This window comes from Marisediminicola sp. LYQ85 (assembly GCF_046600695.1).
In the GTDB taxonomy this organism is placed as follows: domain Bacteria; phylum Actinomycetota; class Actinomycetes; order Actinomycetales; family Microbacteriaceae; genus Marisediminicola.
Map to the genome: position 1 here is coordinate 21217 of NZ_JBKIWO010000004.1, position 23528 is coordinate 44744.

At 69.3% G+C, this 23528-nt stretch carries 23 protein-coding genes and 3 tRNA genes; 17 read left to right on the plus strand and 9 right to left on the minus strand.

Annotated elements, in window-relative coordinates:
- The first annotated feature begins 3 nt into the window (after positions 1 to 3).
- The gene (ccsB, locus tag ACLHG5_RS13300; RefSeq protein ID WP_411316441.1) at positions 4 to 978 is read left to right on the plus strand and encodes a c-type cytochrome biogenesis protein CcsB; all 975 of its coding nucleotides are present in this window, start codon (positions 4 to 6) and stop codon (positions 976 to 978) included.
- A 15-nt stretch (positions 979 to 993) separates the two neighbouring features.
- Here ccsB and ACLHG5_RS13305 read toward each other — a convergent pair whose 3' ends face one another.
- The gene (locus ACLHG5_RS13305; protein WP_411319105.1) at positions 994 to 1989 is read right to left on the minus strand and encodes an o-succinylbenzoate synthase; all 996 of its coding nucleotides are present in this window, start codon (positions 1987 to 1989) and stop codon (positions 994 to 996) included.
- A 70-nt stretch (positions 1990 to 2059) separates the two neighbouring features.
- Between ACLHG5_RS13305 and ACLHG5_RS13310 the strand changes: the two genes are divergently transcribed.
- The 4 genes from ACLHG5_RS13310 to ACLHG5_RS13325 all read left to right on the plus strand — a co-directional run bounded on the left by ACLHG5_RS13310 (position 2060) and on the right by ACLHG5_RS13325 (position 5833).
- Positions 2060 to 2461 carry a hypothetical protein gene (locus ACLHG5_RS13310; protein ID WP_411319106.1) on the plus strand — a complete coding sequence of 134 codons (402 nt, stop codon included), beginning with the start codon at positions 2060 to 2062 and terminating at the stop codon, positions 2459 to 2461.
- Between the two features lie 50 nt (positions 2462 to 2511).
- Entirely contained in the window at positions 2512 to 3399 is an 888-nt protein-coding gene (locus tag ACLHG5_RS13315) for a 1,4-dihydroxy-2-naphthoyl-CoA synthase (RefSeq protein ID WP_411319107.1), read from the plus strand.
- A gap of 28 nt (positions 3400 to 3427) precedes the next feature.
- On the plus strand, positions 3428 to 4672 hold the full coding sequence (locus tag ACLHG5_RS13320) for an AMP-binding protein (RefSeq protein ID WP_411319108.1): 1245 nt from the start codon (positions 3428 to 3430) through the stop codon (positions 4670 to 4672).
- Positions 4673 to 4837: 165 nt separating this feature from the next.
- Positions 4838 to 5833: a 1,4-dihydroxy-2-naphthoate polyprenyltransferase gene (locus tag ACLHG5_RS13325; protein ID WP_411316435.1), complete on the plus strand. Its 996-nt coding sequence runs from the start codon at positions 4838 to 4840 to the stop codon at positions 5831 to 5833.
- Here the strand turns inward: ACLHG5_RS13325 and ACLHG5_RS13330 are convergent.
- Entirely contained in the window at positions 5774 to 6175 is a 402-nt protein-coding gene (locus ACLHG5_RS13330; RefSeq protein ID WP_411316434.1) for a DUF4229 domain-containing protein, read from the minus strand. The genes ACLHG5_RS13325 and ACLHG5_RS13330 overlap by 60 nt on opposite strands.
- Positions 6176 to 6283: 108 nt before the next feature.
- Between ACLHG5_RS13330 and ACLHG5_RS13335 the strand changes: the two genes are divergently transcribed.
- Both ACLHG5_RS13335 and menD read left to right on the plus strand, forming a co-directional pair.
- The gene (locus tag ACLHG5_RS13335; protein WP_411316433.1) at positions 6284 to 6634 is read left to right on the plus strand and encodes a PLDc N-terminal domain-containing protein; all 351 of its coding nucleotides are present in this window, start codon (positions 6284 to 6286) and stop codon (positions 6632 to 6634) included.
- Positions 6631 to 8337 carry a 2-succinyl-5-enolpyruvyl-6-hydroxy-3-cyclohexene-1-carboxylic-acid synthase gene (gene menD, locus ACLHG5_RS13340; RefSeq protein WP_411319109.1) on the plus strand — a complete coding sequence of 569 codons (1707 nt, stop codon included), beginning with the start codon at positions 6631 to 6633 and terminating at the stop codon, positions 8335 to 8337. The genes ACLHG5_RS13335 and menD overlap by 4 nt, the downstream gene beginning before the upstream one ends.
- Before the next feature lie 435 nt (positions 8338 to 8772).
- On the opposite strand, the gene ACLHG5_RS13345 is transcribed toward menD, so the two are convergent.
- Positions 8773 to 10068, minus strand: coding sequence for an isochorismate synthase MenF (locus ACLHG5_RS13345; RefSeq protein WP_411319110.1), 1296 nt, complete (start codon positions 10066 to 10068; stop codon positions 8773 to 8775).
- Positions 10069 to 10156: 88 nt separating this feature from the next.
- Here ACLHG5_RS13345 and ubiE point away from each other — a divergent pair, with 88 nt between their 5' ends.
- The 4 genes from ubiE to ACLHG5_RS13365 all read left to right on the plus strand — a co-directional run bounded on the left by ubiE (position 10157) and on the right by ACLHG5_RS13365 (position 14486).
- Positions 10157 to 10921 (plus strand): bifunctional demethylmenaquinone methyltransferase/2-methoxy-6-polyprenyl-1,4-benzoquinol methylase UbiE, encoded by a 765-nt coding sequence (ubiE, locus tag ACLHG5_RS13350; RefSeq protein ID WP_411316430.1) that lies wholly within the window; start codon positions 10157 to 10159, stop codon positions 10919 to 10921.
- Positions 10922 to 10955: 34 nt separating this feature from the next.
- Entirely contained in the window at positions 10956 to 12032 is a 1077-nt protein-coding gene (locus ACLHG5_RS13355) for a polyprenyl synthetase family protein (protein ID WP_411316429.1), read from the plus strand.
- Positions 12033 to 12050: 18 nt separating this feature from the next.
- Positions 12051 to 13427, plus strand: coding sequence for an FAD-dependent oxidoreductase (locus tag ACLHG5_RS13360; RefSeq protein WP_411316428.1), 1377 nt, complete (start codon positions 12051 to 12053; stop codon positions 13425 to 13427).
- A 63-nt stretch (positions 13428 to 13490) separates the two neighbouring features.
- Positions 13491 to 14486: an SDR family oxidoreductase gene (locus tag ACLHG5_RS13365; protein WP_411316427.1), complete on the plus strand. Its 996-nt coding sequence runs from the start codon at positions 13491 to 13493 to the stop codon at positions 14484 to 14486.
- A gap of 22 nt (positions 14487 to 14508) precedes the next feature.
- On the opposite strand, the gene cls is transcribed toward ACLHG5_RS13365, so the two are convergent.
- On the minus strand, positions 14509 to 15972 hold the full coding sequence (gene cls, locus ACLHG5_RS13370) for a cardiolipin synthase (RefSeq protein WP_411319111.1): 1464 nt from the start codon (positions 15970 to 15972) through the stop codon (positions 14509 to 14511).
- 35 nt (positions 15973 to 16007) lie between these two features.
- Positions 16008 to 16496 carry a YajQ family cyclic di-GMP-binding protein gene (locus ACLHG5_RS13375; protein ID WP_411316425.1) on the minus strand — a complete coding sequence of 163 codons (489 nt, stop codon included), beginning with the start codon at positions 16494 to 16496 and terminating at the stop codon, positions 16008 to 16010.
- Between the two features lie 178 nt (positions 16497 to 16674).
- Here ACLHG5_RS13375 and ACLHG5_RS13380 point away from each other — a divergent pair.
- From ACLHG5_RS13380 to ACLHG5_RS13390, 3 genes are all read left to right on the plus strand, one after another.
- Positions 16675 to 16756, plus strand: a tRNA-Tyr gene (locus tag ACLHG5_RS13380).
- 92 nt (positions 16757 to 16848) lie between these two features.
- On the plus strand, positions 16849 to 17646 hold the full coding sequence (locus ACLHG5_RS13385) for an inositol monophosphatase family protein (protein WP_411316424.1): 798 nt from the start codon (positions 16849 to 16851) through the stop codon (positions 17644 to 17646).
- Positions 17647 to 17908: 262 nt separating this feature from the next.
- Positions 17909 to 18931, plus strand: coding sequence for a M23 family metallopeptidase (locus tag ACLHG5_RS13390; protein WP_411316423.1), 1023 nt, complete (start codon positions 17909 to 17911; stop codon positions 18929 to 18931).
- 93 nt (positions 18932 to 19024) lie between these two features.
- On the opposite strand, the gene ACLHG5_RS13395 is transcribed toward ACLHG5_RS13390, so the two are convergent.
- Positions 19025 to 20734, minus strand: coding sequence for a glycoside hydrolase family 13 protein (locus ACLHG5_RS13395; protein ID WP_411319112.1), 1710 nt, complete (start codon positions 20732 to 20734; stop codon positions 19025 to 19027).
- A gap of 107 nt (positions 20735 to 20841) precedes the next feature.
- Between ACLHG5_RS13395 and ACLHG5_RS13400 the strand changes: the two genes are divergently transcribed.
- Positions 20842 to 20913, plus strand: a tRNA-Thr gene (locus ACLHG5_RS13400).
- 26 nt (positions 20914 to 20939) lie between these two features.
- A tRNA-Met gene (locus ACLHG5_RS13405) sits at positions 20940 to 21013 on the plus strand.
- Between the two features lie 315 nt (positions 21014 to 21328).
- Here the strand turns inward: ACLHG5_RS13405 and ACLHG5_RS13410 are convergent.
- Both ACLHG5_RS13410 and ACLHG5_RS13415 read right to left on the minus strand, forming a co-directional pair.
- Positions 21329 to 21616 carry a hypothetical protein gene (locus ACLHG5_RS13410; protein WP_411316421.1) on the minus strand — a complete coding sequence of 96 codons (288 nt, stop codon included), beginning with the start codon at positions 21614 to 21616 and terminating at the stop codon, positions 21329 to 21331.
- Between the two features lie 169 nt (positions 21617 to 21785).
- The gene (locus ACLHG5_RS13415; RefSeq protein WP_411319113.1) at positions 21786 to 22256 is read right to left on the minus strand and encodes a PGPGW domain-containing protein; all 471 of its coding nucleotides are present in this window, start codon (positions 22254 to 22256) and stop codon (positions 21786 to 21788) included.
- Positions 22257 to 22402: 146 nt separating this feature from the next.
- Here ACLHG5_RS13415 and ACLHG5_RS13420 point away from each other — a divergent pair, with 146 nt between their 5' ends.
- Entirely contained in the window at positions 22403 to 22624 is a 222-nt protein-coding gene (locus tag ACLHG5_RS13420; RefSeq protein ID WP_411316419.1) for a hypothetical protein, read from the plus strand.
- Here the strand turns inward: ACLHG5_RS13420 and ACLHG5_RS13425 are convergent.
- Entirely contained in the window at positions 22543 to 23013 is a 471-nt protein-coding gene (locus tag ACLHG5_RS13425; protein ID WP_411319114.1) for a DUF2510 domain-containing protein, read from the minus strand. The genes ACLHG5_RS13420 and ACLHG5_RS13425 overlap by 82 nt on opposite strands.
- Positions 23014 to 23528 lie beyond the last annotated feature (515 nt).

Sequence of the window (23528 nt, forward strand, 5' to 3'; positions counted from 1 at the left end):
CGCGTGACCGATCAGCTCGTCTCCCTCTCCCTCGTCGCCGTCTATTCGGCGATGGGCGTCTACACGATCGCCTTCATCATGTTCACGCTCGACTTCGCGAAGCGGTCGGCGAAGGCGCAAGCGCCCGTGGCGGTCGAGGCCGAGGCGGGGTCGGCGAGTGCCGCTCGCGGCGGCACCGCGGTTCTCGATCGGGTCGAGGTCGATGCGCCCCGATCGGCGGTGTCGTACCGATTCGAACGCATCGCGTTCGCCCTCACGATCCTCGGCTGGCTCATCCACGTCGCTGCGACGGTCATGCGCGGCATCGCCCAGGGCTACGTGCCGTGGTCGAACATGTTCGAGTTCTCCCTCACCGCGACAGCCATCATCGTGGGTGTCTTCATCGGCATCCAGCTGTGGCAGAACCTGCGTTTTCTCGGGGCGTACATCACCGGCTTCGTCGTCATCGCGATGGGTATCGGGGCCGTCAACTTCTACGTCGACGTCAAGCCTCTGCCCCCGGCCCTGCAGTCGGCGTGGCTCGTCATCCACGTGTTCGTCGCCGTGCTCGGCACCTCGTTCTTCGCGCTCGGAGCCGGTCTCTCGATCGCTCAGCTGCTTCAAGCGCGCCGTGCCGCCGCGGCGGGTGCGGGACTCCGCCTCCTGCGCACACTCCCCGGTGCCGCGACGCTCGAGAACCTCGCCTACCGCGTCAACGTCGTGGGCTTCGTGTTCTGGACCTTCACCCTCATCGCGGGAGCGATCTGGGCAGAACGGGCCTGGGGTCGCTACTGGGGATGGGACACCAAGGAGGTCTGGACTTTCATCATCTGGACGATCTTCGCGGGATACATCCACGCGCGCGCGACTCGCGGTTGGCGCGGTTCGCGTTCGGCGTGGCTCGCGATCATCGGCTTCGGTGCCGTGATCTTCAACTTCACGATCGTCAACCTCTTCTTCGAGGGCCTGCACTCCTACAGCGGGCTCACACCGCAGTAGGCCTCACGCCTGCGCTCACGCGTGGCTCATCATGATCTCGAGCTGAGCGTGGCACCTCTCCACTCGGTCGAGCCACCACGCGGTGCGCTCGGCGTCGGCGGAGAACTCGTCGAGGAGTGCGGCGTCGGGTTCGACCCGCCTCACCTCGATGTGCCCGTCGACCGCGAGGAGAGGCTCGCTCGTGACATCCGCGGCGAGGAGGGAGGCCGTGCCGAGCCCGCAGTCGAAATCGAGTTCGGGCAGGGCGGCAGCCAGGTGGGCACCCATCGAGAGACCGATCGACGTGTCGAGTGCGCTCGAGACGACGACGGGGAGCCCGGTGTTCGCCGCGATCGCGAGGGCCGCTCGCACGCCGCCGAGAGGTTGCGCCTTGACGATGAGGATGTCTGCGGCACCCAGTCGCGCGACCTCCAACGGGTCGCTCGCCTTGCGCACGCTCTCGTCGGCCGCGATGGGGATGCCCATGTAGCGCACGCGTTCCCGGATCTCGCCGAGCTCGTCGACCGTCGCACACGGTTGCTCGACGTACTCGAGGTCGAACCCCGCGAGGGCGTGGATGGCGTGCTCGGCCTCGTCGACGTTCCACAGACCGTTCGCGTCGATGCGGATGCGACCCTCGACGCCGAGGTGGTCGCGCACGGCGCGGACGCGGGCGACATCGTCGGCGAGGGTCTGCCCCCGTTCGGCGACCTTGACCTTGGCCGTGCGGCACCCCGCGAACGTGTCGAGCACGCCGGCCACCGCCTCGGGGGCCACCGCGGGCACCGTCGCGTTGACCCGCACGGTCGATCGCGTGAGCGCGGGGTCGGCTGCCCACGCGAAGTCGATCGCGGCGGAGAGCCACGACGCGGCCTCGACGTCGTCGTACTCGACGAACGGTGAGAACTCGGTCCACCCGCGCGGCCCCTCGAAGACGAGAGCCTCGCGGAAGGTCAGCCCGCGAAAGCGCTGGCGCAGCGGCAGGTCGACGACGCGCGCGGTGGCGACGATGTCGCTCAGGGAGGGGAGCATGACCCCAGTCTGCCGCTCGGTGGGGCGACGCGCCCGTGTTCGCGGTGACTCGCGCGATAAACTCGCGAGCGTGGCTGCGACCGAGTCTGTGCCTTCGCCCCGCTCCGAGGAGCCGGTCGGAGGTGTGCCGGTTGGTGATGCGCCCGCGACCGCGCCGCCGACCACGCCGACCCCCATCGCCTCGCCTCCTCGCCCCGCCTGGCGTGGGTGGCTCGGGTTCGCGTCGCTCGCAACCGCTGTGCTCGCGTTCGTCGGCCAGGCCGTCGCGATCTCGATCGCCTCGTCGGGTGGATACCTCGCCGGAACGATCCTCGCGATCATCCTCATCGCCGTGACCGCGGCGTCGTTCGTCGCGGGCGTCGTCGCGGCGATCACCGGCCGCGGCCGCGCCCTCGGGGTCACGGGGGCGATCGCGAGTCTCGCGGCGAACCCGCTCGTCTCGGTCGCCGTGCTCGGCGCGCTCTCGGACTGACGCCGCACGCGCGCATCCTGGGCTCCCGTCGCCCCTCATACACTGGGCACATGAGCACGGTTTCCGAGATCTTCGACGCGGATGTCTGGAGACCCGTCGACGGGTTCGACTCCCTCACCGACATCACCTACCACCACGACGTCGCCGGCCGGGTCGCGCGCGTCGCCTTCAACAGGCCCGAGGTGCGCAACGCGTTCCGCCCGCAGACGGTCGACGAGCTCTATCGCGCGCTCGAGCACGCGCGCCAGAACCCGCGCATCGGTGTCGTGCTCCTCACGGGCAACGGGCCGAGCCCCAAAGACGGCGGCTGGGCGTTCTGTTCGGGCGGCGATCAGCGCATCCGCGGGCGCGACGGCTACCAGTACGCCGACGGCTCGAGCTCGACCGGCAGACTTCACATCCTCGAGGTGCAGCGGCTCATCCGGTTCATGCCCAAAGTCGTCATCGCGGTCGTTCCCGGCTGGGCTGCCGGCGGCGGGCACTCGCTGCACGTCGTGTGCGACCTCACGATCGCGAGCGACGAACACGCGCGCTTCAAGCAGACGGATGCCGACGTCGGTTCGTTCGACGCCGGCTACGGCAGCGCGTACTTCGCGCGCCAGGTCGGGCAGAAGTTCGCGCGCGAGGTCTTCTTCCTCGCTCGGGAGTACAGCGCCCAGCGCGCCCTCGAGGCGGGAGCCGTCAACGCGGTCGTGCCGCACGCCGAGCTCGAGGCCGCGGCCTACGACTGGGCGAGAGAGATCATGACGAAGTCGCCCACGGCCATCCGCATGCTCAAGTTCGCGTTCAACGCGGTCGACGACGGGCTCGTGGGCCAGCAGGTGTTCGCGGGGGAGGCCACGCGACTCGCCTACGGCACCGACGAAGCCGTCGAGGGTCGCGACGCGTTCCTCGAGAAGCGCGAGCCCGACTGGGCGCCGTACCCGTGGCAGTTCTGACGCTCGACCCTCTCGACGAGACGCGCCGGTGACCCGCGAGCTCGCGCGCTTCGACGCCTCCCGACCGCTCGAAGTTCTCGAGGCGCTCCGCCGCGCCCTCACGGCCGACGGGCCCGCGGTGTTCGTGCGGACGCCTCGGGGTGGGGCGGCGGCGAGCGGTTCGAGTGCGGCATCCGTCGTCGCTCTTCCCGAGGCCGTGCACCAGCGCATCGCCCTCGTCGTCGAGACGAGCGGGTCGAGCGGTGCACCCAAGCGAGTCGCCCTCACGGCTGACGCCCTGCTCGCGAGCGCGGCCGCCTCGGAGGCCGCACTCGGCGGTGCCGGTCGCTGGATTCTCGCGGTGCCCGTGCACTACATCGCGGGGCTCAACGTGCTCGTGCGCTCGATCACGGCCGGGTTCGATCCGATCGTCACGTCGGGACCGTTCGACGCCGACACGTTCGTCGACGCCGTCGATCGCGCTGTCGCCCTCGGTGGGGCCGAGCGTCTGTTCACCTCGCTCGTTCCCGTGCAGCTCGCGCGCCTCGTCGACGCGGCGCGCGCCGACGGTTCGGGCCGGCTCGCAGAGACCCTCCGTCGTCTCGATCGCATCCTCGTCGGCGGACAGTCCACCCCTCCCGCGTTGCTCGACGACGCCGCCGCGCTCGGCCTCGCCGTGACGCGCACCTACGGCGCGAGCGAGACCTCGGGAGGGTGCGTCTACGACGGGGAGCCCATCGGCGCGACCGACCTCCGCATCGTCGACGGCGAGGTGCGCGTCGCCGGGCCGACGCTCGCGGAGGGCTACCTCGACGACCCCGACCGCACCGGCGCGGCCTTCGTCGTCGACGGGGGCACGCGCTGGTATCGCACGGGCGATGCCGGAACTCTCGAGGGCGACATCCTCACCGTCACCGGTCGCCTCGACCGCGTGATCGTGTCTGGCGGGGTGAAGGTGTCGCTCGACGCCGTCGAGAGGGTCGCGCGCGGCATCCGCGGAATAGCGGATGCGGTCGCGGTGCCCATCGCGAGCGAGGAGTGGGGAGACGCGTTCGTGCTCGTCGTCGAGGCGGAGCGCGGTGGAGTGGCGGAGCCCGGTGGTGGGGTCGAGGCCGGTGGTTCGTCAGGCCTCGAGGTCGTGGGTGGTGCGGTCGAGCACGCGCTCGGCCGCCCGGCCCGCCCGGTCGCCGTCGTGGTCGCAGACATCCCGCGGCTGTCGAGCGGCAAGCCCGACCTCGTCGCGGTGGCCGCCGCCGTCCACGCGTCTCCCGGGCCTCCGCAACCCTCCGAATAGCAGGAGTGCGCGGGGTCGACCCCGCAGAACCTCCCGCGAGAGGTGCTCGCGACGCAGAACCTCCTGCGACGGCGACGGCGACGGCGACGGCGCGGGGTGGGGTCGCGGCGGGCGAGTGTCTGCGCGCGGAGCGGGGGCAGAGATCGGCGCAAGTAAGATCGGCGCGTGGCCACGCGAAACAAGCCGACCCAGCGTCGGATCGACCCCAAGAAGACCGCCGCCGCGGCGAAATCCCGCAGCGGGAAGCCGGGGGGTCGCCCCCCGAAGGCACCGCCCATCCCGCAGGCGACAGCACGCGACTGGATCGGGGGGGCGCGGTTGCGCACCCTCCCGCTCGCCATCGCGCCCGTCGCGCTCGGCACGGGTGCGGCCTACCTCTACGACAACGACGAGGGCTGGCACTGGGTCAGGGCGCTCCTGTGTCTCGTCGTCGCCGTCGCGCTGCAGATCGGCGTCAACTACGCCAACGACTACTCCGACGGGATCCGCGGCACCGACGCCCACCGTGTGGGGCCCTCGCGTCTCACCGGGTCGGGTGCCGCGAAGCCGCGCACCGTGTTGACCGTCGCGCTGGTGTTCTTCGCGATCGCCGGGGTCGCGGGCATCCTCGTGAGTGTTCTGAGCGGGCACCCGTGGCTCATCGCGGTCGGGGCGGTGTGCATCGTCGCGGCGTACTTCTACACGGGCGGCAAGCATCCGTACGGCTACTACGGTCTCGGCGAGGTCTTCGTCTTCGTGTTCTTCGGCCTCGTCGCGACCGCGGGCACGATGTTCGTGCAGGTCGGAACGGTGTCGTTCGAAGCCTGGCTCGCCGCCGTCGCGATCGGACTCCTCGCGTGCGCGGTGCTCATGGTCAACAACATCCGCGACGCCCGCCAAGACGTGCTCGCGTCGAAGCGCACCCTCGCGGTGCTGCTCGGCGACATGCCGTCGCGCATCACGTTCGCCGTGCTCACCCTCGCGCCGTTCGGCATCCTCGCCTACTTCGCGGTGTTCCTCCCACTCGCGCTCTACGTGTTCTTCGCGCTGCTCGCGGCGGTGCCCGCGGTGATCATCACCCTCACGGCCAAGACGGCGCCCGAGTTCATCCTCGCGCTCAAACTAACGAGCCTGACGGCGCTCCTCTTCGGTGTCGGACTCGGAGCGGCCTTCGCCTTCTGACGCGGACGTGTCTGTGGCAGCTGCGGGGCTCGAGGCTGGGTCCGCGGCGGCGTCCGGCGCAGTCGCGCTCGTGACGACGACATCCTCGTCGTGCTCCACGAGCTCGTCTTCGACGTCGGCGTCGGCGTCGCGAGGCCCGGCCGTGCGGTACTCGTAGAACGACGTCACGACCTGCTCCCGCTGGCGCGAGAAGAAGATGTAGGTCACGCACAGCCCGACGACGGCCGCAGCGATAGCCGACACCCACGGTTCGAGCCCGATGAGGAGGAGTGCGGTGAGCACGACAGCGAAGATGCCGAGCCTGATCACGGTGTAGAGGATCCAGGGGCGCGTCGATTTCACGCCACCCAGTTTAGGCGAGCGGCGCTGAACGCCCACCGGGCGCACGCGCGGGCGGTGTGCCGGGGGCGCGGGCAGCTTTCACACAGTCGGCGCGCCTAGAATCGACGCATGCCTAGGGTCTACATCGTCGTGGGACTCATCATCGTGGCGCTGTCTGTTTACGCGACAATCGACACGATCATGACCGACAAGTCACGAACCAGGGGTCTCCCCAAGATCCTCTGGGTGCTCGTGATCCTCCTCCTCCCGGTCATCGGTGCAGCCCTGTGGTTCACCCTCGGAAAAGACCGCGGCAAGCGCGGCGGTCGGGGTCGAGCGGTTCCCCGCACGACGGCGCCCGACGACGACCCCGACTTCTTGCGGCGCATCAACACCGAGAAGGAACAAGAGGAGCGCATCCGTCGTCTCGAGCAAGAGCTCGCCGACCTCGATGACGACCCCAAGCCGAACGACGGATGACCGGGGCGCCCGCGTCGAGCGAGTTCTCCCTCGCCCTCCTCGCGAGCCTCACCACGCACGGGGTCACCGATGTCGTCGTGAGCCCGGGGTCGCGGTCGCAGGCCCTCGCGCTCGCGGCCGCCGCACTCTCTGACGCCGGAGCACTGCGACTGCACGTGCGCATCGACGAGAGGTCGGCGGGGTTTCTCGCCCTCGGCCTCGCCGTCGAGTCGGGTGTGCCCGCGGTCGTCATCACGACCTCGGGCACCGCGGTGGCGAACCTGCACCCCGCGGTGCTCGAGGCGCACCACTCGGGGGTGCCCCTGCTCATCGTGAGCGCAGACCGCCCTCCGGAGCTGCGCGGCATCGGCAGCAACCAGACGACCGTGCAGCCCGGGATGTTCGGCGCGATCCCCCGGTGGAGTGCCGACGTCGACGCCCCCTCGGGTGATGCGCCCGCCGAGCGCCCCCGCGCGGCGGAGCTCGCCGCGCGCGCCGTGGCCGCCACCTCGGGGGTGACTCCCGGGCCGGTCCACCTCAACATCGCGTTTCGCGAGCCCCTGTCTGGCGCGATCGACAGCGATGTGCTCGATCAGGCGATGCGCGCCGCGGCGTCCGGACCGGCGGGTTCCGTCGAGGGTGAGCCCGGGCCCGCTGTCGATCCGGAGCTCGACCTCGAGCCGCGCGACGGCACCGTCGTGATCGCCGGTCACGGCGCCGGGCCGCACGCCGAGTCCTTGGCCCGTGCCCTCGGCGCTCCCCTCCTCGCCGAGGTGAGCAGCGGCGCCCGCTTCGGGCCGAACCTCGTCGTCGCCTATCGCGAGCTGCTCGACGACGCCGACTTCGGCGGCGCCGTCACGCGAGCGGTCGTGTTCGGGCATCCGACACTGTCGCGCCAGGTGCCCCGCCTGCTGCAGAGCGACGCCGTCGAAGTGATCGTCGTGCGGGGGCACGCGGGCGAGGCGTACGACCCCGGCCGCCGAGCTCGTCGTATCGTGCGCGAGGTGCGCTACGCGGGTGAGCCGGCACCGCGGTCGTGGGCGGGGTCGTGGGTGCACGCGAGCAGAGCGATTGTCGACGGCGGGCACTTGAGCGGTGCGGCATCCGCCGCCGTCCCCCTGCCGAGCGGGGACAAGGAGCCCTCGCTCGCGCGCGAGCAGCTCGCGGTGTTCCGCCAGGCGATCACCCGGCGTTCCCTCGTCGACGCGGTGTGGCACGCGACCTGGCCGCACGATCGACTCGTCTTCGGTGCCTCCCGGCTCATCCGCGACGCCGACCGCGCCGTCTCGGGCAAGAACATCACGGTGCACGCCAACCGCGGTCTCGCCGGAATCGACGGAACCGTCGCGACCGCGACCGGCATCGCCCTCGCGAGCGAGGCGGCCGGCTCGACGGGCGTCACGCGCGTCGTGGTCGGCGACGTGACGATGCTCCACGACGTCGGATCCCTTCTTCTCGCGCCGGGTGAACCGTGCCCCCGACTGCAGGTCGTCGTCGGCAACGACGGCGGGGGCACCATTTTCGACTCGCTTGAGGTCGCGGGCGACTCCGACCCCGACGCGTTCGACCGCGTGATGTACACCCCGCACGCCGTCGATCTGCGCGCGCTCGCCGCGGCCTACGGGTGGGAGTACCGCCGTGCCGACAAGCGCGGGGAGCTCGACGAGGCGCTCGCGGCATCCGGTTCCGTCGTTCTCGTCGAGGTGCCGCTGCCGCGCCACTGAGGTGGGTGCGTAGGTGCGGGCGTGGTGCGCGTGCACGATGCACCGCACACCGCACACCGCACACCGCACACCGCACCCGGACGGTCGTCCGCCGCCGGTTTCGGCGTTCGCCCCCCACATTTGACGCGCGAATGCGGATGTGGGCGGCGGACGTGGTCGCCGCGGTGGAGGTGCGGCCGCGAATCGGGCGCCGACGTCGTGACGGGAGGCGGAGCATCTGGGCTGGGGCGTGCTCGCGACCGCGAACCCGCCGCGCGCCATCCGCCTGCCTCCTGCAGTGCACCACACGCCATCAGTCGCGCATCGCGCACCGCGCCCGGAGGGCCGTCCGCCGCCCATTTCGGCGTTCGCCGCCGACATTTGACGTGCGGATGCCGAAACGGGCAGCGGATGTCGCGGCGGCTGGGCGAATGGCGCGGCCGCCCGCGCCCGGCTTCAGCCGAACGCGTCGACGATGGGACGGAACTTGAGGCGGGTCTCGACGAGTTCGCGCTCGGGAACCGAGTCGGCGACGATCCCGGCTCCCGCGTAGGCCGTGACGGTTCCGTCGGCGGCGATCTGCGCCGAGCGGAGGGCGACGGCCCACTCTCCGTCGCCGTCCGCGCCGATCCAGCCGACCGGCCCCGCGTAGCGCCCGCGGTCGAAGGGTTCGAGGGTGTCGATGAGGTCGAGGGCGACGCGCGTCGGTGTTCCCGCGACGGCTGCGGTCGGGTGGAGTGCCTCGACGAGGTCGAGCGACGTCGACCCGTCGGTGAGGATGCCGTCGATGTCGCTCGCGAGGTGCCACAGGTTGGGCAGCTTGAGGGTGAACGGCGCTTCGCTCGCGGTGACCGTCGGGCTGTGCCGGCGGAGCGACGCGAGAACGTTCTGCACCGCGAACTGGTGCTCGTCGAGGTCTTTCGTCGAAGTCGCGAGGGCGGCGGCCGAGTCGGAGTCCGAGACGGCATCGGTGCCGCGCGCCGCACTGCCCGCGAGAACCCGCGCGGTGACCGTGCCGTCGGCCACCGACACGAGGGTCTCGGGGCTCGCGCCCACGAAACCGTCGATCGCGAACGTCCAGCAGTCGGGGTAGCCGAGCGCGAGGTCGCGCACGATCGTGCGCACATCGCTCCCGGGGGTGAGGTCGCCGACGAGGTCGCGCGCGAGCACGACCTTGCTCACCTCGTGGTTGCGGATGCTCCGCACGGCGCTTGCGACAGCGTCGCGGTAGTGCTCGCGCGACATCGTGCCCGGATGCAGCGGCACCGAGACATCCGCTCCGTACGGTCGCGCTGGCGGGCGTCCGGTCCCGGGCGGCGGTGTCGCTGCCGGCGGTGTCGCAGCCGGCGGTGTCGCGCGCGACGCGGCCTCGGTGCGCGTGACGCGCGTGATCCACGAGCGCGACGCCGAACGCCCGACGATGATCTCGGGCACGATGAGCACGCTCGTGAGCGCCGAGGTCTCGGCGAACGCGAAGGTGCCGAGGGCGACGAGGCCTGTGCCGGGGAGGCCGACTGCGTCGGTCACGGTCGCGGCGGTGGCGAGTCGTCTCCACGCGGCGGCCGCGTCGCGGATGCGGTCGGGGCCCGTGAACTCGAGTCGCACCGCTTCGCCGATCCCGGCGAGCCCGAGCCCGCGACGCATCCAGAGCAGCGGGGACCGCTCGTCGAGGAGGGGGATGAGCGGGCCGAGGTCGGCGCACTCGGAGGTGTCGACCGTGAGTGCGGTGATGCGGCCGTCGACGTTTCGCACGCGTCGAGCTTATCGGCGCCACGTGCGCGGTTTCCGAGCGTTCGCCCGGCTCGCGGGGCGTGCGCCGCGACGCAACTAGACTCGACGAGTGGCCAGGGCGGATATGAGCAAGCAATCGAGCGAGGTCTCGTCGATGTTCGACCAGGTCGCTCGCGGTTACGACCGCACCAACGCGATGCTCTCCCTCGGCAACGACGCCCTGTGGCGCGTGGCGACGGTGCGCGCTGTCGCCCCCAAGCGCGGTGAACTCGTCCTCGATCTCGCGGCGGGAACGGGCACGAGTTCGGTGGCCCTCGCCAAGACCGGGGCGATCGTGACGGCCGCCGATTTCTCGCCCGGCATGATCCAGGTCGGTCGCACGCGGCACCCCGAGATCGAGTTCGTCGAGGCGGATGCCACGGCTCTCCCGTTCGCCGACGCGAGCTTCGACGTCGTGACGATCTCGTTCGGGCTGCGCAACGTCGACCAGCCGAAGACGGCTCTCGCCGAGATGTTCCGCGTTCTCAAGCCGGGTGGTCGACTGGTGATCTGCGAGTTCAGCACCCCCAAGCGCGCCGTCGTGCGCGCCGGCTACTCGATCTACATGCGGTTCGTCATGCCCAACGTCGTCAAGCTCGCGAGCTCGAACTCGGCCGCATACGACTACCTCGCCGAGTCGATCCGCGAGTGGCCAGACCAGGACACCCTGAGCCAGTGGCTGAGGGGCGCGGGTTTCACGCGCGTCGCCCACCGCGACCTCACGGCGGGGGTCGTCGCGTTGCACCGGGGGCGCAAGCCGTCGGGTCTGCCCCGCGGTCGCCGTGCTCGACCGGCCATGCCGCAGTCCGTCGACCCGGGTACTCCGAAGCCCTGAGGGCTTCGACCGTAGATTTCGAGAGGTGCACACAGTGAACGCGAGCCGTCCCGGTGGCCGCAGAACCCGCAGTCTGAGCGCGACCTTGGGTTTCGGCGACAAGCTCTTCGCCTCGTCTGACGAGCGTCGCTTCGCGGCGGCCGTCGAGGAGGGCCTCGAGGTCGTGGAGCAGGGGCTGTCGCGCGAGATGTCGTTCGCCGACAACCTCGCGGATGTCACGAGCCGCTACCTGCTCGACGCCGGCGGCAAGCGCGTGCGCCCCACTCTCGCGCTGCTCACCGCCCAGCTCGGTGACGGCAACACCTCTGCGGTCATCGCGGCGGCCGAGGCTATCGAGATCACCCACCTCGCGTCGCTCTACCACGACGACGTCATGGACGAGGCGCAAATGCGTCGGGGCGTGCCGAGCGCGCAATCGGTGTGGGGCAACTCGGTCGCGATCCTCACGGGCGACCTGCTGTTCGCTCGCGCAAGCAAGCTCGTGGCCGGTCTCGGGGAGCGCGCCATACGCCTGCAGGCCGACACGTTCGAGCGGCTGTGCCTCGGCCAGCTGCACGAGACGATCGGCCCCTCCGACGACGAAGACCCCATCGAGCACTACCTGAGCGTTCTCGCCGACAAGACCGGATCTCTCATCGCCGCTGCGGCCCAGATCGGCGTGCTGCTCTCGAACGCGCCCGACGAGTACTGCGAGCCCGTGACCGTGTTCGGGGAGAAGGTCGGCATCGCGTTCCAGCTCGTCGACGACGTCATCGACCTCGCGCCGCCCGTCGAGGCGACCGGCAAGACCCCCGGAACCGATCTGCGATCCGGTGTCTCGACACTGCCGCTGCTCTACTTGCGCCGCCTCGCCGAGACGGATGCCGACGCCGACGCGCTGCTCACCCGCATCGAGCGAGACGTCAACATCGCCCACTACGGCGACTCCGACGACGACGACCTCACGGCCGCGATCGCCGAGTTGCGCGAGCACGATGTGACGCGCCAGACCGTGGCCGAGGCACAGCGCTGGGCTCGCGAAGCCGTCGAAGCGATCGCCCCCCTGCCCGACGGGCCCGTCAAGAAGGCCCTGACCCGTTTCGCCGACTCGATCGTCGAACGCAGCAACTAAGCACCTAAAGGAACCGCAGTGACCAAGCTCAGACTGGCCATCGTCGGCGCCGGCCCCGCCGGCATCTACGCCGCAGACATCCTGCTCAAGGCAGAGCGACGCTTCGATGTGTCGATCGATCTCTTCGAGCACCTCCCCGCGCCCTACGGCCTCGTGCGCTACGGGGTCGCCCCCGATCACCCGCGCATCAAGGGCATCATCACGGCACTTCGCGACGTGCTCGACACGGGTCGCATCCGCCTGTTCGGCAACGTGCTCTACGGTCGCGACATCACGCTCTCCGACCTCAAGCAGCACTACAACGCCGTCATCTTCGCGACGGGCGCCGTTCGCGACGCCGACCTCGACATCCCCGGAATAGACCTCGACGGGAGCTACGGTGCCGCCGACTTCGTGAGCTGGTACGACGGCCACCCCGATTTCCCGCGCGACTGGCCGCTCGAGCACCGCGAGGTCGCCGTCATCGGCAACGGCAACGTCGCTCTCGACGTCGCGCGCATCCTCGCGAAGCCGGCTGACGATCTGCTCGTCACCGAGATCCCCTCCAACGTCTACGCGGGTCTCACTCGGTCACCCGTGACCGACGTGCACGTGTTCGGTCGCCGCGGGCCCGCGCAAGTGAAGTTCACCCCCCTCGAGCTGCGCGAGCTCGGCGAGATGAACGACGTCGACATGATCGTGCACGACGAGGACTTCGAGCTCGACGAGGCGTCGAAGGTCGCGATCGAGACGAACAAGCAGATCTTCGTGCTCAACAAGGTGCTCAACTCGTGGCGCGGGCGCGAGCAGACGGGAGCATCGCGTCGACTGCACCTGCACTTCTGGGCGAACCCCGTCGAGATCGTCGGCGACGGCGGAAAGGTCGCGGCGTTCCGTTACGAGCGCACGCGGCCCGACGGCGAGGGTGGTGTCACCGGCACGGGCGAGATCCGCGAGATCCCCGTGCAGTCGGTCTACCGCGCGGTCGGCTACTTCGGCTCGCCCCTCGACGAGATCCCCTTCGACGACCGCCGCGGGGTCATCCCCAACCGCGAGGGTCAGGTTCTTGACGACAACGACGATCTCGTGCACGGTGTCTACGCGACGGGGTGGATCAAGCGCGGCCCCGTCGGTCTCATCGGGCACACGAAGAGCGACGCCATGGAGACCATCAAGCACGTCATCAACGACCAGGCCAACTGGTGGATTCCCGCGTCGCCCGACGAGGAGTCGGTCCTCACACTCCTCGACGAGCGCGGGGTCGAATACACCGACCTCACCGGCTGGCACAACCTCGACGAGCACGAGCAGGCCCTCGGGCGCCCGCACGGGCGGGCCCGGGTCAAGGTCGTTCCTCGCGACGACATGGTCGCGATCTCGCGCAGCACGCCCCTCGAGGTCGACTCAGCCCACTGACATGGGGCACGCGTAGCGTCGCCCTTCGCTCGACCGCTCGAGCGACGACCTGAAGGAGTGCGGATGTCTCGAGGAATCGCTGTTGTCACCGGAGGGTCGGCCGGGCTCGGGCGGGCGATCGTGCGCGAGCTCGCCGATCAGGGGTGGGATGTCGCGGTCCTCGCTCGCGGGGCCGACGGTGTCGCCGCAGCAGTGAGCGACGTCGAGCAACGGGGTCGACGGGCCCTCGGAGTGCCGACCGATGTGGCCGACCGCGAAGCCGTCGAGAGCGCCGCGAGCCGCGTCGAGGCCGAACTCGGCCCGATCGACCTGTGGGTCAACGACGCGATGGTCGGGGTGTTCGGCGAGTTCCTGTCGACGTCGCCGGAGGACTTCGAGCGGGCCACGGCCGTGAACTACTTCGGGTTCGTCAACGGAACGAGAGCGGCTCTGTCTCGCATGGTCCCTCGGGGCAGCGGACACGTCATCCAGGTCGGGTCGGCTCTCGCGCACCGCGGAATCCCTCTGCAAGCGGCCTATTGCGCGGCGAAGCACGCCGTGCAGGGGTTCACCGAGTCGGTGACGACCGAGCTCATCCACCAGAAGAGCCCCGTGCGCATCTCGACGGTCGACATGCCCGCGCTCAACACCATCCAATTCAACTGGGTCAAGACCGAGCTGCCCCATCACCCGCAGCCCGTGCCGCCGATCTTCCAGCCCGAGGTCGGTGCGCGAGCCATCGCCGCGGTCGCTCTCAAGCCCCGCCGCCGCACGTGGGTGGGCGAGCCGACGGTCATGACCGTGCTGGGCAATCGTTTCGTCGCGGGGTTCATGGACTGGTACCTCGCCAAGACGGGCTACGACGGCCAGCAGGCTCCCGACAAGTCCGAGGCCATGTGGGAGGACAACCTCTACGCGCCCACCCCGGGGGACCACGGAGCGCACGGCATCTTCGACGACCGAGCGCGGACCTCGAGCCCGCAGGTCTGGTATGTCGCGAACCGCGGTCTCGCGCGGGGCCTCCTCGCAGCAGCCGCGGGTCTCGGTGCGTCGATCGCTCTCGTGTCGCGTCGCCGCTGACGGGGTGTCGCGAGCCGCATCCTCACTGCACCGCTGAGGTGAGCCTCGCGAGGTTGTCCAGCACGCGCGAGCGGGCCGGGCGGGTGAGCCACTCGTCGAGCGTGAGTTCGCGGCTCGTCGAGCGGTAGTCCTCTTCGATCTCGCGGAGAGCGTCGACGAAGCGGTGGCTTCGGATCATGACCGAGATCTCGAGGTTGAGGCTGAAAGAGCGCATGTCCATGTTGCTCGAGCCGATCACGGCGACCTCGTCGTCGATCGTGAAGTGCTTCGCGTGCAGCACCGTCGGCGCGGCGTAGAGCCAGATGCGCACGCCCGCGCGCAGCAACTCCTCGTAGTAGCTGCGCTGCGCGTGGTAGACGAGCGGCTGGTCGGCGACCTCCGAGCAGAACAGTTGCACGTCGAGTCCGCGCTGAGCCGCCGTCGTGATGGCGTAGAGCATCGACTCGTCGGGAACGAAGTAGGGGCTCGTGATGATCACGCGCTCACCGGCGTTATAGAGGAGCGCGTTGAAGAGCCGCAGGTTGTTCTCGCCCTCGAACCCCGGTCCGCTCGGAACCACTTGCGCGTCGAGAGCGTTCGGCTTCGGGTCTTCGAGAGGTGGCTGGGTCTCGCGCAAGAGCAACTCGTCGGTCTCGCTGTACCAGTCGGTCACGAAGAGAGCGTTGATCCCCGCGACGATCGGCCCCTCGAAACGCACCATGAGGTCTTTCCACACGAGACCACGACGGACGTTGCCACGCTTGTTGTAGCTCGAGTCCACGAGGTTCTGCGACCCGGTGAACGCGATCTCGCCGTCGACGACCACGATCTTGCGATGGTTGCGCAGGTCGGGCCGCTGGTAGCGGCCACGCCAGGGCTGCACGGGGAGCATGAGCCGCCAGTCGACCCCGATGCGGCGCAAGGTGCGGATGGTGCGCAGATAGCGGGGCGACCGCACACTCGCGATGTGGTCGAGCAGCACGCGCACCGTCACGCCGCGTGCGACCGCCGCCTCGAGGGCGTCGAAGAACGGCTTCGTCGTCGAGTCGAACGAGACGATGTAGAACTCCACGTGCACGTAGCGCGTGGATTTCTCGACGGCCTCGGTCATCGCCGCGAGCGACTCGTCGTATGCCGTGAAGATGGTCGCGTCGTTGCCGCCGACGAGCGGCATCGCGCCGAGGGTGCGATTGAGTTCGACGACGGGCTGCAGCCACTCGGGCCAGGGGTTCTCGCGAACGACCCGATCCATTCCGTGGGTGGTCTCGATGATGTACCTGTTGATCTCGACCTGCTTGTCGCGCCGCCCCTTCGGCAGCTTCGCGCTCCCGAGCAGTACGAAGAGGATGAATCCCACGTAGGGGATCAGGAAGATCGCGAGCAGCCACGCCGTCGCCGTCTGAGGTCGCCGGTTGATGGGCACCACGATGAGGGCGAAGACCCGGATCGCGATGTCGATCACGAGGGCGATCACCGCAACGACGGTCGTGGACCACACGGCATCCATCACGGGGATCGTCGAGACGTCAGGGGTTCTTGCGACTACCGGAAGTTGACGAACTGCAGGGCCACGTCGAGGTCTTTTCCTTTGAGTAGGGCCATCGTCGCCTGCAGGTCGTCCCGGCTCTTCGACGACACCCGGAGTTCGTCGCCCTGGATCTGGCTCTTGACGCTCTTGGGGCCCTCGTCACGGATGATCTTCGAGACTTTCTTGGCGTCGTCCGACGAGATGCCGTTCTTGAGACCGACCTCGATGCGGTACTCCTTGCCCGACGCGTACGGCTCGCCCGCGTCGAGGCTTCGCAGGCTGATGCCGCGCTTGATGAACTTGGCCTCGAGAACCTCGAGCACCGCCTTCACGCGCTCCTCCGCGCTCGCCTTGAGGAGGAGCTTCTCGCCGCTCCACTCGACCGAGGCACCGACCCCCTTGAAGTCGTATCGCTGGGCGATCTCCTTCTGCGCCTGATTGACGGCGTTGTCGGCCTCCATCTGGTCGACCTTGCTGACGATGTCGAAAGTTGAATCTGCCATGCACGCAGTTTAACGACCGGCGTCCGGCGCGGTGCGCGCGGCGCCGGTTCTCGGGTGCTGCGCAGCCGAGAACGACGGGCTGGGGCGGGGCGGCACGGGTGGTTCGCGGCGGCGCCCGCGGACTGTATTCTGTATCCGCGCCTTCGGTTGGTGATCACATTCGGTCGAGTGCGCATCCGGCAAGTTACCCAAGCGGCCAAAGGGATCTGACTGTAAATCAGACGGCTCAGCCTTCACAGGTTCGAATCCTGTACTTGCCACACGAGAGGGCCCGGCATCCGCCGGGCCCTTCGTCGTATCGCCCGCGTTCGTTCGTTCGAATCACCACACCGTTCGAATCAGAGGAGAAACCGTGACCGCACCCCACCTGCTCACGATCGCCCGGGACATCGCGCTCGCCGCGGCCGATCTCGCCGACCGGCGGCGGCGCGAGGGCGTCGAGGTCGCGGCGAGCAAATCGTCGCCCGAGGACGTCGTGACGCACGCCGACCGGGAGACGGAGCAGCTCATCCGCTCGATGATCGCGGATGCGCGGCCCGACGACGGCTTCTACGGCGAGGAGAGCGGCGCCGAGACCGGGACCAGCGGTCTCACCTGGATCGTCGACCCGATCGACGGCACCGTCAACTACCTCTACGACATCCCGCACTGGGCCGTGAGCGTCGCCGTCGTCGAGGGCGAACCCGACCCCCTCACGTGGACCGCGCTCGCCGGTGCCGTCGTGAATCCTCGAGCGGGTGAGGTGTACTCCGCCGCCCTCGGTGCCGGGTCGTACCTCGGCGAGCGGCGTCTCGCCGTGGCGGAGACCGAACTCCCGCTCGCCCTCGTGGGAACGGGGTTCTCCTACTCCGCCTCGCGGCGGGTCGAGCAAGCGCGGGACCTCGTGGGCCTCGTGGAGAGGGTGCGAGACATCCGTCGGATGGGAACCGCCTCTCTCGACCTGTGTGCCGTCGCCGCGGGTCGACTCAACGCGTATTTCGAGGAGGGGCTGAAGCCGTGGGACCACGCGGCGGGTGCCCTCATCGCCGCGGAAGCCGGGGCGACGGTCACCGGGCGCGACGGCGCGACGGCGGGCGGAGAGTTCCTTCTCGCCGCGCCGCCGCAGCTCGCCCTGCACCTCGAAGAGGCGCTCAGCGCTATTCACCGGTGATAGCGCGGGTGGCGCGACTCGCCCTTCTTCGATAGTGTTTATCCGTTCGTTACCTAATCGGGGTCAGTCCCCGGTCAGTCCATCGTTTTGCAGTCGGACCAGCCGCTCATCGAGCTGGTCGAGAGTTGAGACCACGAAACGCCCATCGAGGTGTGCGCGCGTGTTCCCAAACCCCCGGCTCGATCAACCCGAGGTTCGATAGTTAGTGCAGAAATCTAAGCGGAGAATTGCCCGTCGCGGCAGGGTCCAGTCATCAGCTGGCGTGAGCGCACCGTCGCCCTCCGAGGCGAACGCCCCGACCGCCACTGCACCCTCTTTCTCCGCAGCAACGCCTGACTCGACGAACTCCGCCGCTCAGCCACTCACTCGCCGCGAAGCCCGCGAGCGCGAAGCCCGCGCCGCTCAGGCGTCGGCTCCCGCCGGGCGCGCGCCCCGCCGCCAGCTCTACGACGCCGCTCCCGCACGAGCACGCACCTCGCGCGCATCGACCGGTCCGCGCACTCGTCGCTCAACGGCGACGGGCCCCACCGTTCCCGCGACGACATCCATTGCGACGATCAAGCCGAAAGCGGCCGCGGTCAAGCGCCGACTGCTCTCCCAGTTCGCGACCTACGGCGCCATGGTCGGAATCGGCCTCATCTTCATCTCGACGACCGTTCCCGCCAACGCGTTCGTCCGCCCCGATGCCGCCACCGAGTCGTCGGTCGTCACGGCCACGGGCGAGCCGAAGACTCAAGAGCTCGAAGTGTCGGCCGCTTCAGTGCCCGCCGTCACCCGCGACAACTACTCGGTCGTCTCGGTCGTGCGCCAGATCCAAGCCGACTACAGCGGTCGCGTTCTCGACTTCACGAACAACCCCAGCGGAACCGTGCAGTGGCCGTTCAGCTCGGCCGTGCCGATCACGAGCGGGTTCGGAGCCCGCCAGGTCGCCGGTTGCGGGTTCTGCTCGACCAACCACCAGGGAGTCGACTTCACTCCCGGTGCCGGAGCCCCCATCCAGTCCATCGCCGATGGTGTCGTCAGCAAGGTCGAGGTATCGGCGGGTGGACTCGGCAACAGCGTCGTCATCGACCACGTCATCAACGGCCAGAAGGTGCAGAGCGTCTACGGCCACATGCAGTACGGATCCATCGCCGTCGCGACCGGTCAAGAGGTCGAGGTCGGACAGCTCGTCGGGCTCGTCGGCAGCACGGGTGCATCCACGGGCGCACACCTGCACCTCGAGATCCACCTCGACGGCATCCCCGTCGACCCGTTCGCGTGGCTGCAGGCCAACGCGAACTGATCGCACCGCACTCACGCGTGAGGCGCAGGCCCCCAGGGGACCTGCGCCTCACGCGTTAAGCGGAGCCCCGTCGTGCGCGACGGGGCTCCGCGCTCAACTCGTGAGCCACACGGTCGTGTCGGCGGGGAGCGAGCGGCTGTCGAGCGGGCCCGACGCGAGCGCGACGGTGCCGGCGGGCAGGTCGACGGCATCCTCTCCCGTGTTGGCGACGACGGTCAACCCGCGATTGCGGAACGCGACGACGTGCTCGCCGAACCCGTCGAGCCACTCGACCGAACCGAGGCCGAGATCGTGCGCCTTGCGGGCGGCGAGAGCGGCGCGATAGAGCTCGAGGGTCGAGCCGTCGACACCCGCTTGCGAGTCACGGGCGTATGGCGCCCAGTCGTCGGGTTGCGGAAGCCAGCTCGTCCCTGTCGCGTTGAACCCGTAGGCGGGGGCGTCTGCCTCCCACGGAATCGGCACGCGGCATCCGTCGCGACCGTATCGCTCGCCGTTGGTGCGGAACCAGGTCGGGTCGAGCCTCGACGCGTCGGGAAGGTCGATGACCTCGGGGAGGCCGAGCTCTTCGCCCTGATAGAGATATGCGCTGCCCGGGAGCGCGAGCATGAGCGCCGTCGCGGCGCGCGCGCGGGCGAGACCGAGTTCCCGCACCGGTTGCCCGGGTGAGTCGGGGCCGATGCCGTGGCCCTGGGGGTTCTCGGCCGTGAGGGCGAGCCGGCTCGCGTGGCGCACGACATCGTGGTTCGAGAGCACCCACGTGCTCGGCGCGTCGACGCCGCCGAAAGCGGCGATCGACGTGTCGATCACGGCACGCAGTTCAGGGCCCGACCACGGGGTCGCGAGGTAGGCGAAGTTGAACGCCTGGTGCATCTCGTCGGGCCGCACCCAGCGCGCGAGCTTCGCGGGCGGGTCGACCCACGCCTCCGCGACGAGGATGCGCTCGTCGTATTCGTCGAGAACGAGCCTCCAGTCACGGTAGATCTCGTGCACACCCTCTTGTGCCCAGAACGGCGGGGTCGGGTCGTCTGCACCGGACTCGATGTCTGGCTCGAGGCCGACGGCCCCTCCGCCCATGCTTCCGCCGTTCGCCGGCGGGGTGTAGTCGGGCAAGCCCTCGACCTTGATCATGCCGTGGGCGACATCCACTCGGAAACCGTCGACGCCCCGGTCGAGCCAGAACCTCAGGATGTCGCGGAACTGCTCGCGCACCCGCGGATTGCGCCAGTCGAAGTCGGGCTGCGACGAGTCGAAGAGGTGCAGATACCACTGGCCGGGCGTGCCGTCCGGCTCGGTGACACGAGTCCAGGCGGGTCCGCCGAACACGGACTGCCAGTTGTTGGGTGGCAGCTCGCCGTCGGGGCCGGAGCCGTCACGGAACAGGTAGCGTGCGCGCTCAGGGCTCCCGGGCGCGGAGGCGAGCGCCTCGCGGAACCACACGTGCTCGCTCGAACTGTGGTTCGGCACGAGGTCGACGATGACCTTGAGGCCGAGGTCGTGGGCGACGTTCTCGAGAGCCGCGAAGTCGTCGAGGGTGCCGAACGCCGGATCGACGTCGCAGTAGTCGGCGACGTCGTAGCCGCCGTCGTTCTGGGGCGAGACGTAGAAGGGCGAGAGCCACACCGCGTCGACGCCGAGCTCGGCGAGGGAGGGCAGCCGCGCGGTGATGCCGCGGAGGTCGCCCACGCCGTCGCCGGTCGCGTCGGCGAACGAGCGCGGGTACACCTGGTAGATGACCGCGTGGCGCCACCAGTCGCTCGCGCCTTCGGGTGTCGCGCGTGAGGGGTCGGGGATGTCGGATGTCATCCAAGAACGCTAAACCATCGGGTCGACGGGGAGGCGAGGGGTGTGCGCGCAGGTGCTAGTCTCGTACGGTGCTGATGCGGCGTGCCCACGCGGGCGGCCGCCTACACGCCCCCTTAGCTCATTGGTAGAGCACTTCCTTGGTAAGGAAGAGGTAGTGGGTCCGATTCCCACAGGGGGCTCACGCCTCCCTTTCGGTAGGTGGCCCGGCGGGGTAGCTCAGGTGGTTAGAGCACACGGCTCATAATCGTGGTGTCGCGGGTTCGAGTCCCGCCCTCGCTACGACGAATGGCGCCCCAGTTTTTCCGGGGCGCCATTCGTCGTTAACGACGGCGGATCGAGAAGACGCTCTCGCGTGGGCCCCCGCTGAGCAGTCCGGCGGGCCGCGAAGCGGTCTGGCGGCGGCTCAGTAGGGGAGTCGAGTCCCGCCCTCGCTACGACGAATGGCGCCCCAGTTTTTCCGGGGCGCCATTCGTCGTTAACGACGGCGGATCGAGAAGACGCTCTCGCGACCGCGGCTCTCGCTCAACATCGGGTGGAGAACGATCGTCGCGACGCGGAGGGCAGACGCCCGCGACGTAAGCCGAGCGCTCGGTGCTACTTGCTGCTGTCGTCGTTGGCGCGTGAGCCCGATTTCGCGAGTCCGCGGCTCACGAGGTAACCGACGGTGACGAAGGCGACGTACATCCAGGCGTGGTCTGCGCCGAATCCCTGGCCGTCGTCGCCGTTGTCGGTGACGGCGGCGGCGATGAGGATTCCCGCGGAGACGAGGAGCCAGATGTAGAACTCGGTGGTCTTGAACGAGGGCTTCGTCTCCGTCGTGCGACGGGTCGCGACGATCGGCTGGTTGGGGGTCTGGTTGGGGGAGTGTGCAGCGTTAGACATGGGTGTGCTTTCTGTGTTGAGGGTGCGGGCGTAGCCCGGGCGGAGACGGGGCGCTGCACCCACCGGGAACAGGGGTGGCGCTGCGAGACATCCGCGGTGGCGACGTTACGTTCTCGAGAGGATGTCTGCGCGGGGGTTGCATATCGCCGCAGAATCTGTCGGGTTCGGGCTAGCGCGGTGCCGGTTCGGGGTGGTCGTGAAAGCGCCGATAGCTGTAGACGATCATCCCGAGGGCGAGAGCTCCCGAGGCGATGAGGGTGACGCCTGTTCCCCACCCGCCCGCGAGCCACCACCCGTCGTCGAGCGGCCACCACTCCGGCACCGCGATCCCCACGCCCCACACGATGCCGACCGCGACGAGCGCGAGTGCACCCGCGACGCTCGATGCGATCCGCGGCCACGATTGCACCCCCTCCGACGCGAGGAGGAATGCCTTGGCGCGCACGGGATGGAGCAGCCTCTCGGCCCAGCTATAGCGGAGGGACAGCACCGCGAGGCCGGCCACGAGGCACAGGAGCCCCGGCCCCGGCAGCACGAGGGCGGCGAGACCGGCGACGATCAGAATCCACCCCGCCACCTCGATGGCGCGGCGTTCGACCCACCGGGGGATGATCCGCCTCGGTCCGTTCTCTGCGCGCACTGTGTCCCGTCCGTTTCGGCACAGTGTGCGGGTGAAGGCTGACCGCGCGCTGCCAGGCGCACGCATCGTGGCCAGAACTGCGGGTGGGCGTGCGCGGAATGGCGAGACGGCTCGGCGGCGACAGTCGACCCTGTCATCATGGGGTCATGACGATCAACGAGCAGAACCACCCCATCGAAGACGGTTCGGAGAGCGCGTCGCACGAGGAGCGCCTCGACGGGATCGTGGAGCAGGTGACGCAGGACGTGCGGCTCGGCCACACCGACGATGCCGCCGCCGAGCTGCGTCAGAGGCTGGGTGACAGCGGTATCGAACTCGCCGACAGCGACTTCGATCGCCTCGTCGAACGCATCGACAGCGCTCGCTGACCCGGGTCGCCGTGGTGACGCGCGCCGTGTCGACGGGCGCTCGACCTCACGGAGGTCACGGCGACGGCCGCGAGCCACACCGGGGTCCACGCGGCGAGGGTCATCACCGTCATGATGAGGTGGAAGCCGTGGTTGGTCAGATCGACGGGAGAATCGGATGTTCCCGTGAGCTCTCTCGACCCGCCCGAATCGTTCGATGCCGCCGGGGTGGCCGCCGGAAGTGATTCGGCGACGACAGGGAGCACGGGAGCGTAGTAGTCGGTCCACGAGCGACCGTCGAACCAGCGCCTCACGCCGTGAGACACCTCGTACCAGCCCGCGGGGGCGGTGGCGATGATGAACAGGTCGCACAACGACGCGGTGGGGTCGAGGTCGTCGGCACCGGTCATCCGCTCGCTCCCCTTCCGTGTGACTTCAGGGTACGTCGACGCGACGCGCCCGAGACAGTCCCCTAAACGCGGGTCGAAAACAGCAGATTCTCGGTCGTGCGCGCCGCAAACACGGGGCGCACGCTCGAATCGGCGAGAAATTCGCAAAACACTAGATGTAGTGGAATGACACAGCTGTCATTACCGTTATATAGTGAAGGACCGCGAGGGCGAGATGGCGACATCTCCCGGCGAAACGGAACCGCACGGCGGAGACGTCGGCCGGATCTCGCGGGGAATCACTCACAGACCACTAGGAGGCACACATGGACAACGACAGCAACGTAGGCGGCTACGACGTACCGGTCGACCCCATGGATCTTCTGCAGTGTGACAGCTGCCAGTAGGCAGTCACGCTCGACAGGCATCTGTGCCACTTCGACAGAATCGAAGCGGAACCGGTAGCCCGTAACTACTCTTCCGGGAGCCCGCGCACAGCAGTGCGCGGGCTTTCGACGTTTGCGGGGGCGCCCCGC

Bases quoted from the DNA above. Each gene is read 5' to 3' on its own strand.
- ACLHG5_RS13335 (WP_411316433.1), top strand. From the start codon at position 6,284: ATGCCTAGGGTCTACATCGTCGTGGGACTCATCATCGTGGCGCTGTCT.
- ACLHG5_RS13365 (WP_411316427.1), top strand. From the start codon at position 13,491: ATGTCTCGAGGAATCGCTGTTGTCACCGGAGGGTCGGCCGGGCTCGGG.
- menD (WP_411319109.1), top strand. From the start codon at position 6,631: ATGACCGGGGCGCCCGCGTCGAGCGAGTTCTCCCTCGCCCTCCTCGCG.
- ACLHG5_RS13420 (WP_411316419.1), top strand. From the start codon at position 22,403: ATGACGATCAACGAGCAGAACCACCCCATCGAAGACGGTTCGGAGAGC.
- ACLHG5_RS13375 (WP_411316425.1), bottom strand. From the start codon at position 16,496: ATGGCAGATTCAACTTTCGACATCGTCAGCAAGGTCGACCAGATGGAG.
- ACLHG5_RS13305 (WP_411319105.1), bottom strand. From the start codon at position 1,989: ATGCTCCCCTCCCTGAGCGACATCGTCGCCACCGCGCGCGTCGTCGAC.
- ACLHG5_RS13315 (WP_411319107.1), top strand. From the start codon at position 2,512: ATGAGCACGGTTTCCGAGATCTTCGACGCGGATGTCTGGAGACCCGTC.
- ACLHG5_RS13395 (WP_411319112.1), bottom strand. From the start codon at position 20,734: ATGACATCCGACATCCCCGACCCCTCACGCGCGACACCCGAAGGCGCG.
- ACLHG5_RS13410 (WP_411316421.1), bottom strand. From the start codon at position 21,616: ATGTCTAACGCTGCACACTCCCCCAACCAGACCCCCAACCAGCCGATC.
- ACLHG5_RS13425 (WP_411319114.1), bottom strand. From the start codon at position 23,013: ATGACCGGTGCCGACGACCTCGACCCCACCGCGTCGTTGTGCGACCTG.
- cls (WP_411319111.1), bottom strand. From the start codon at position 15,972: ATGGATGCCGTGTGGTCCACGACCGTCGTTGCGGTGATCGCCCTCGTG.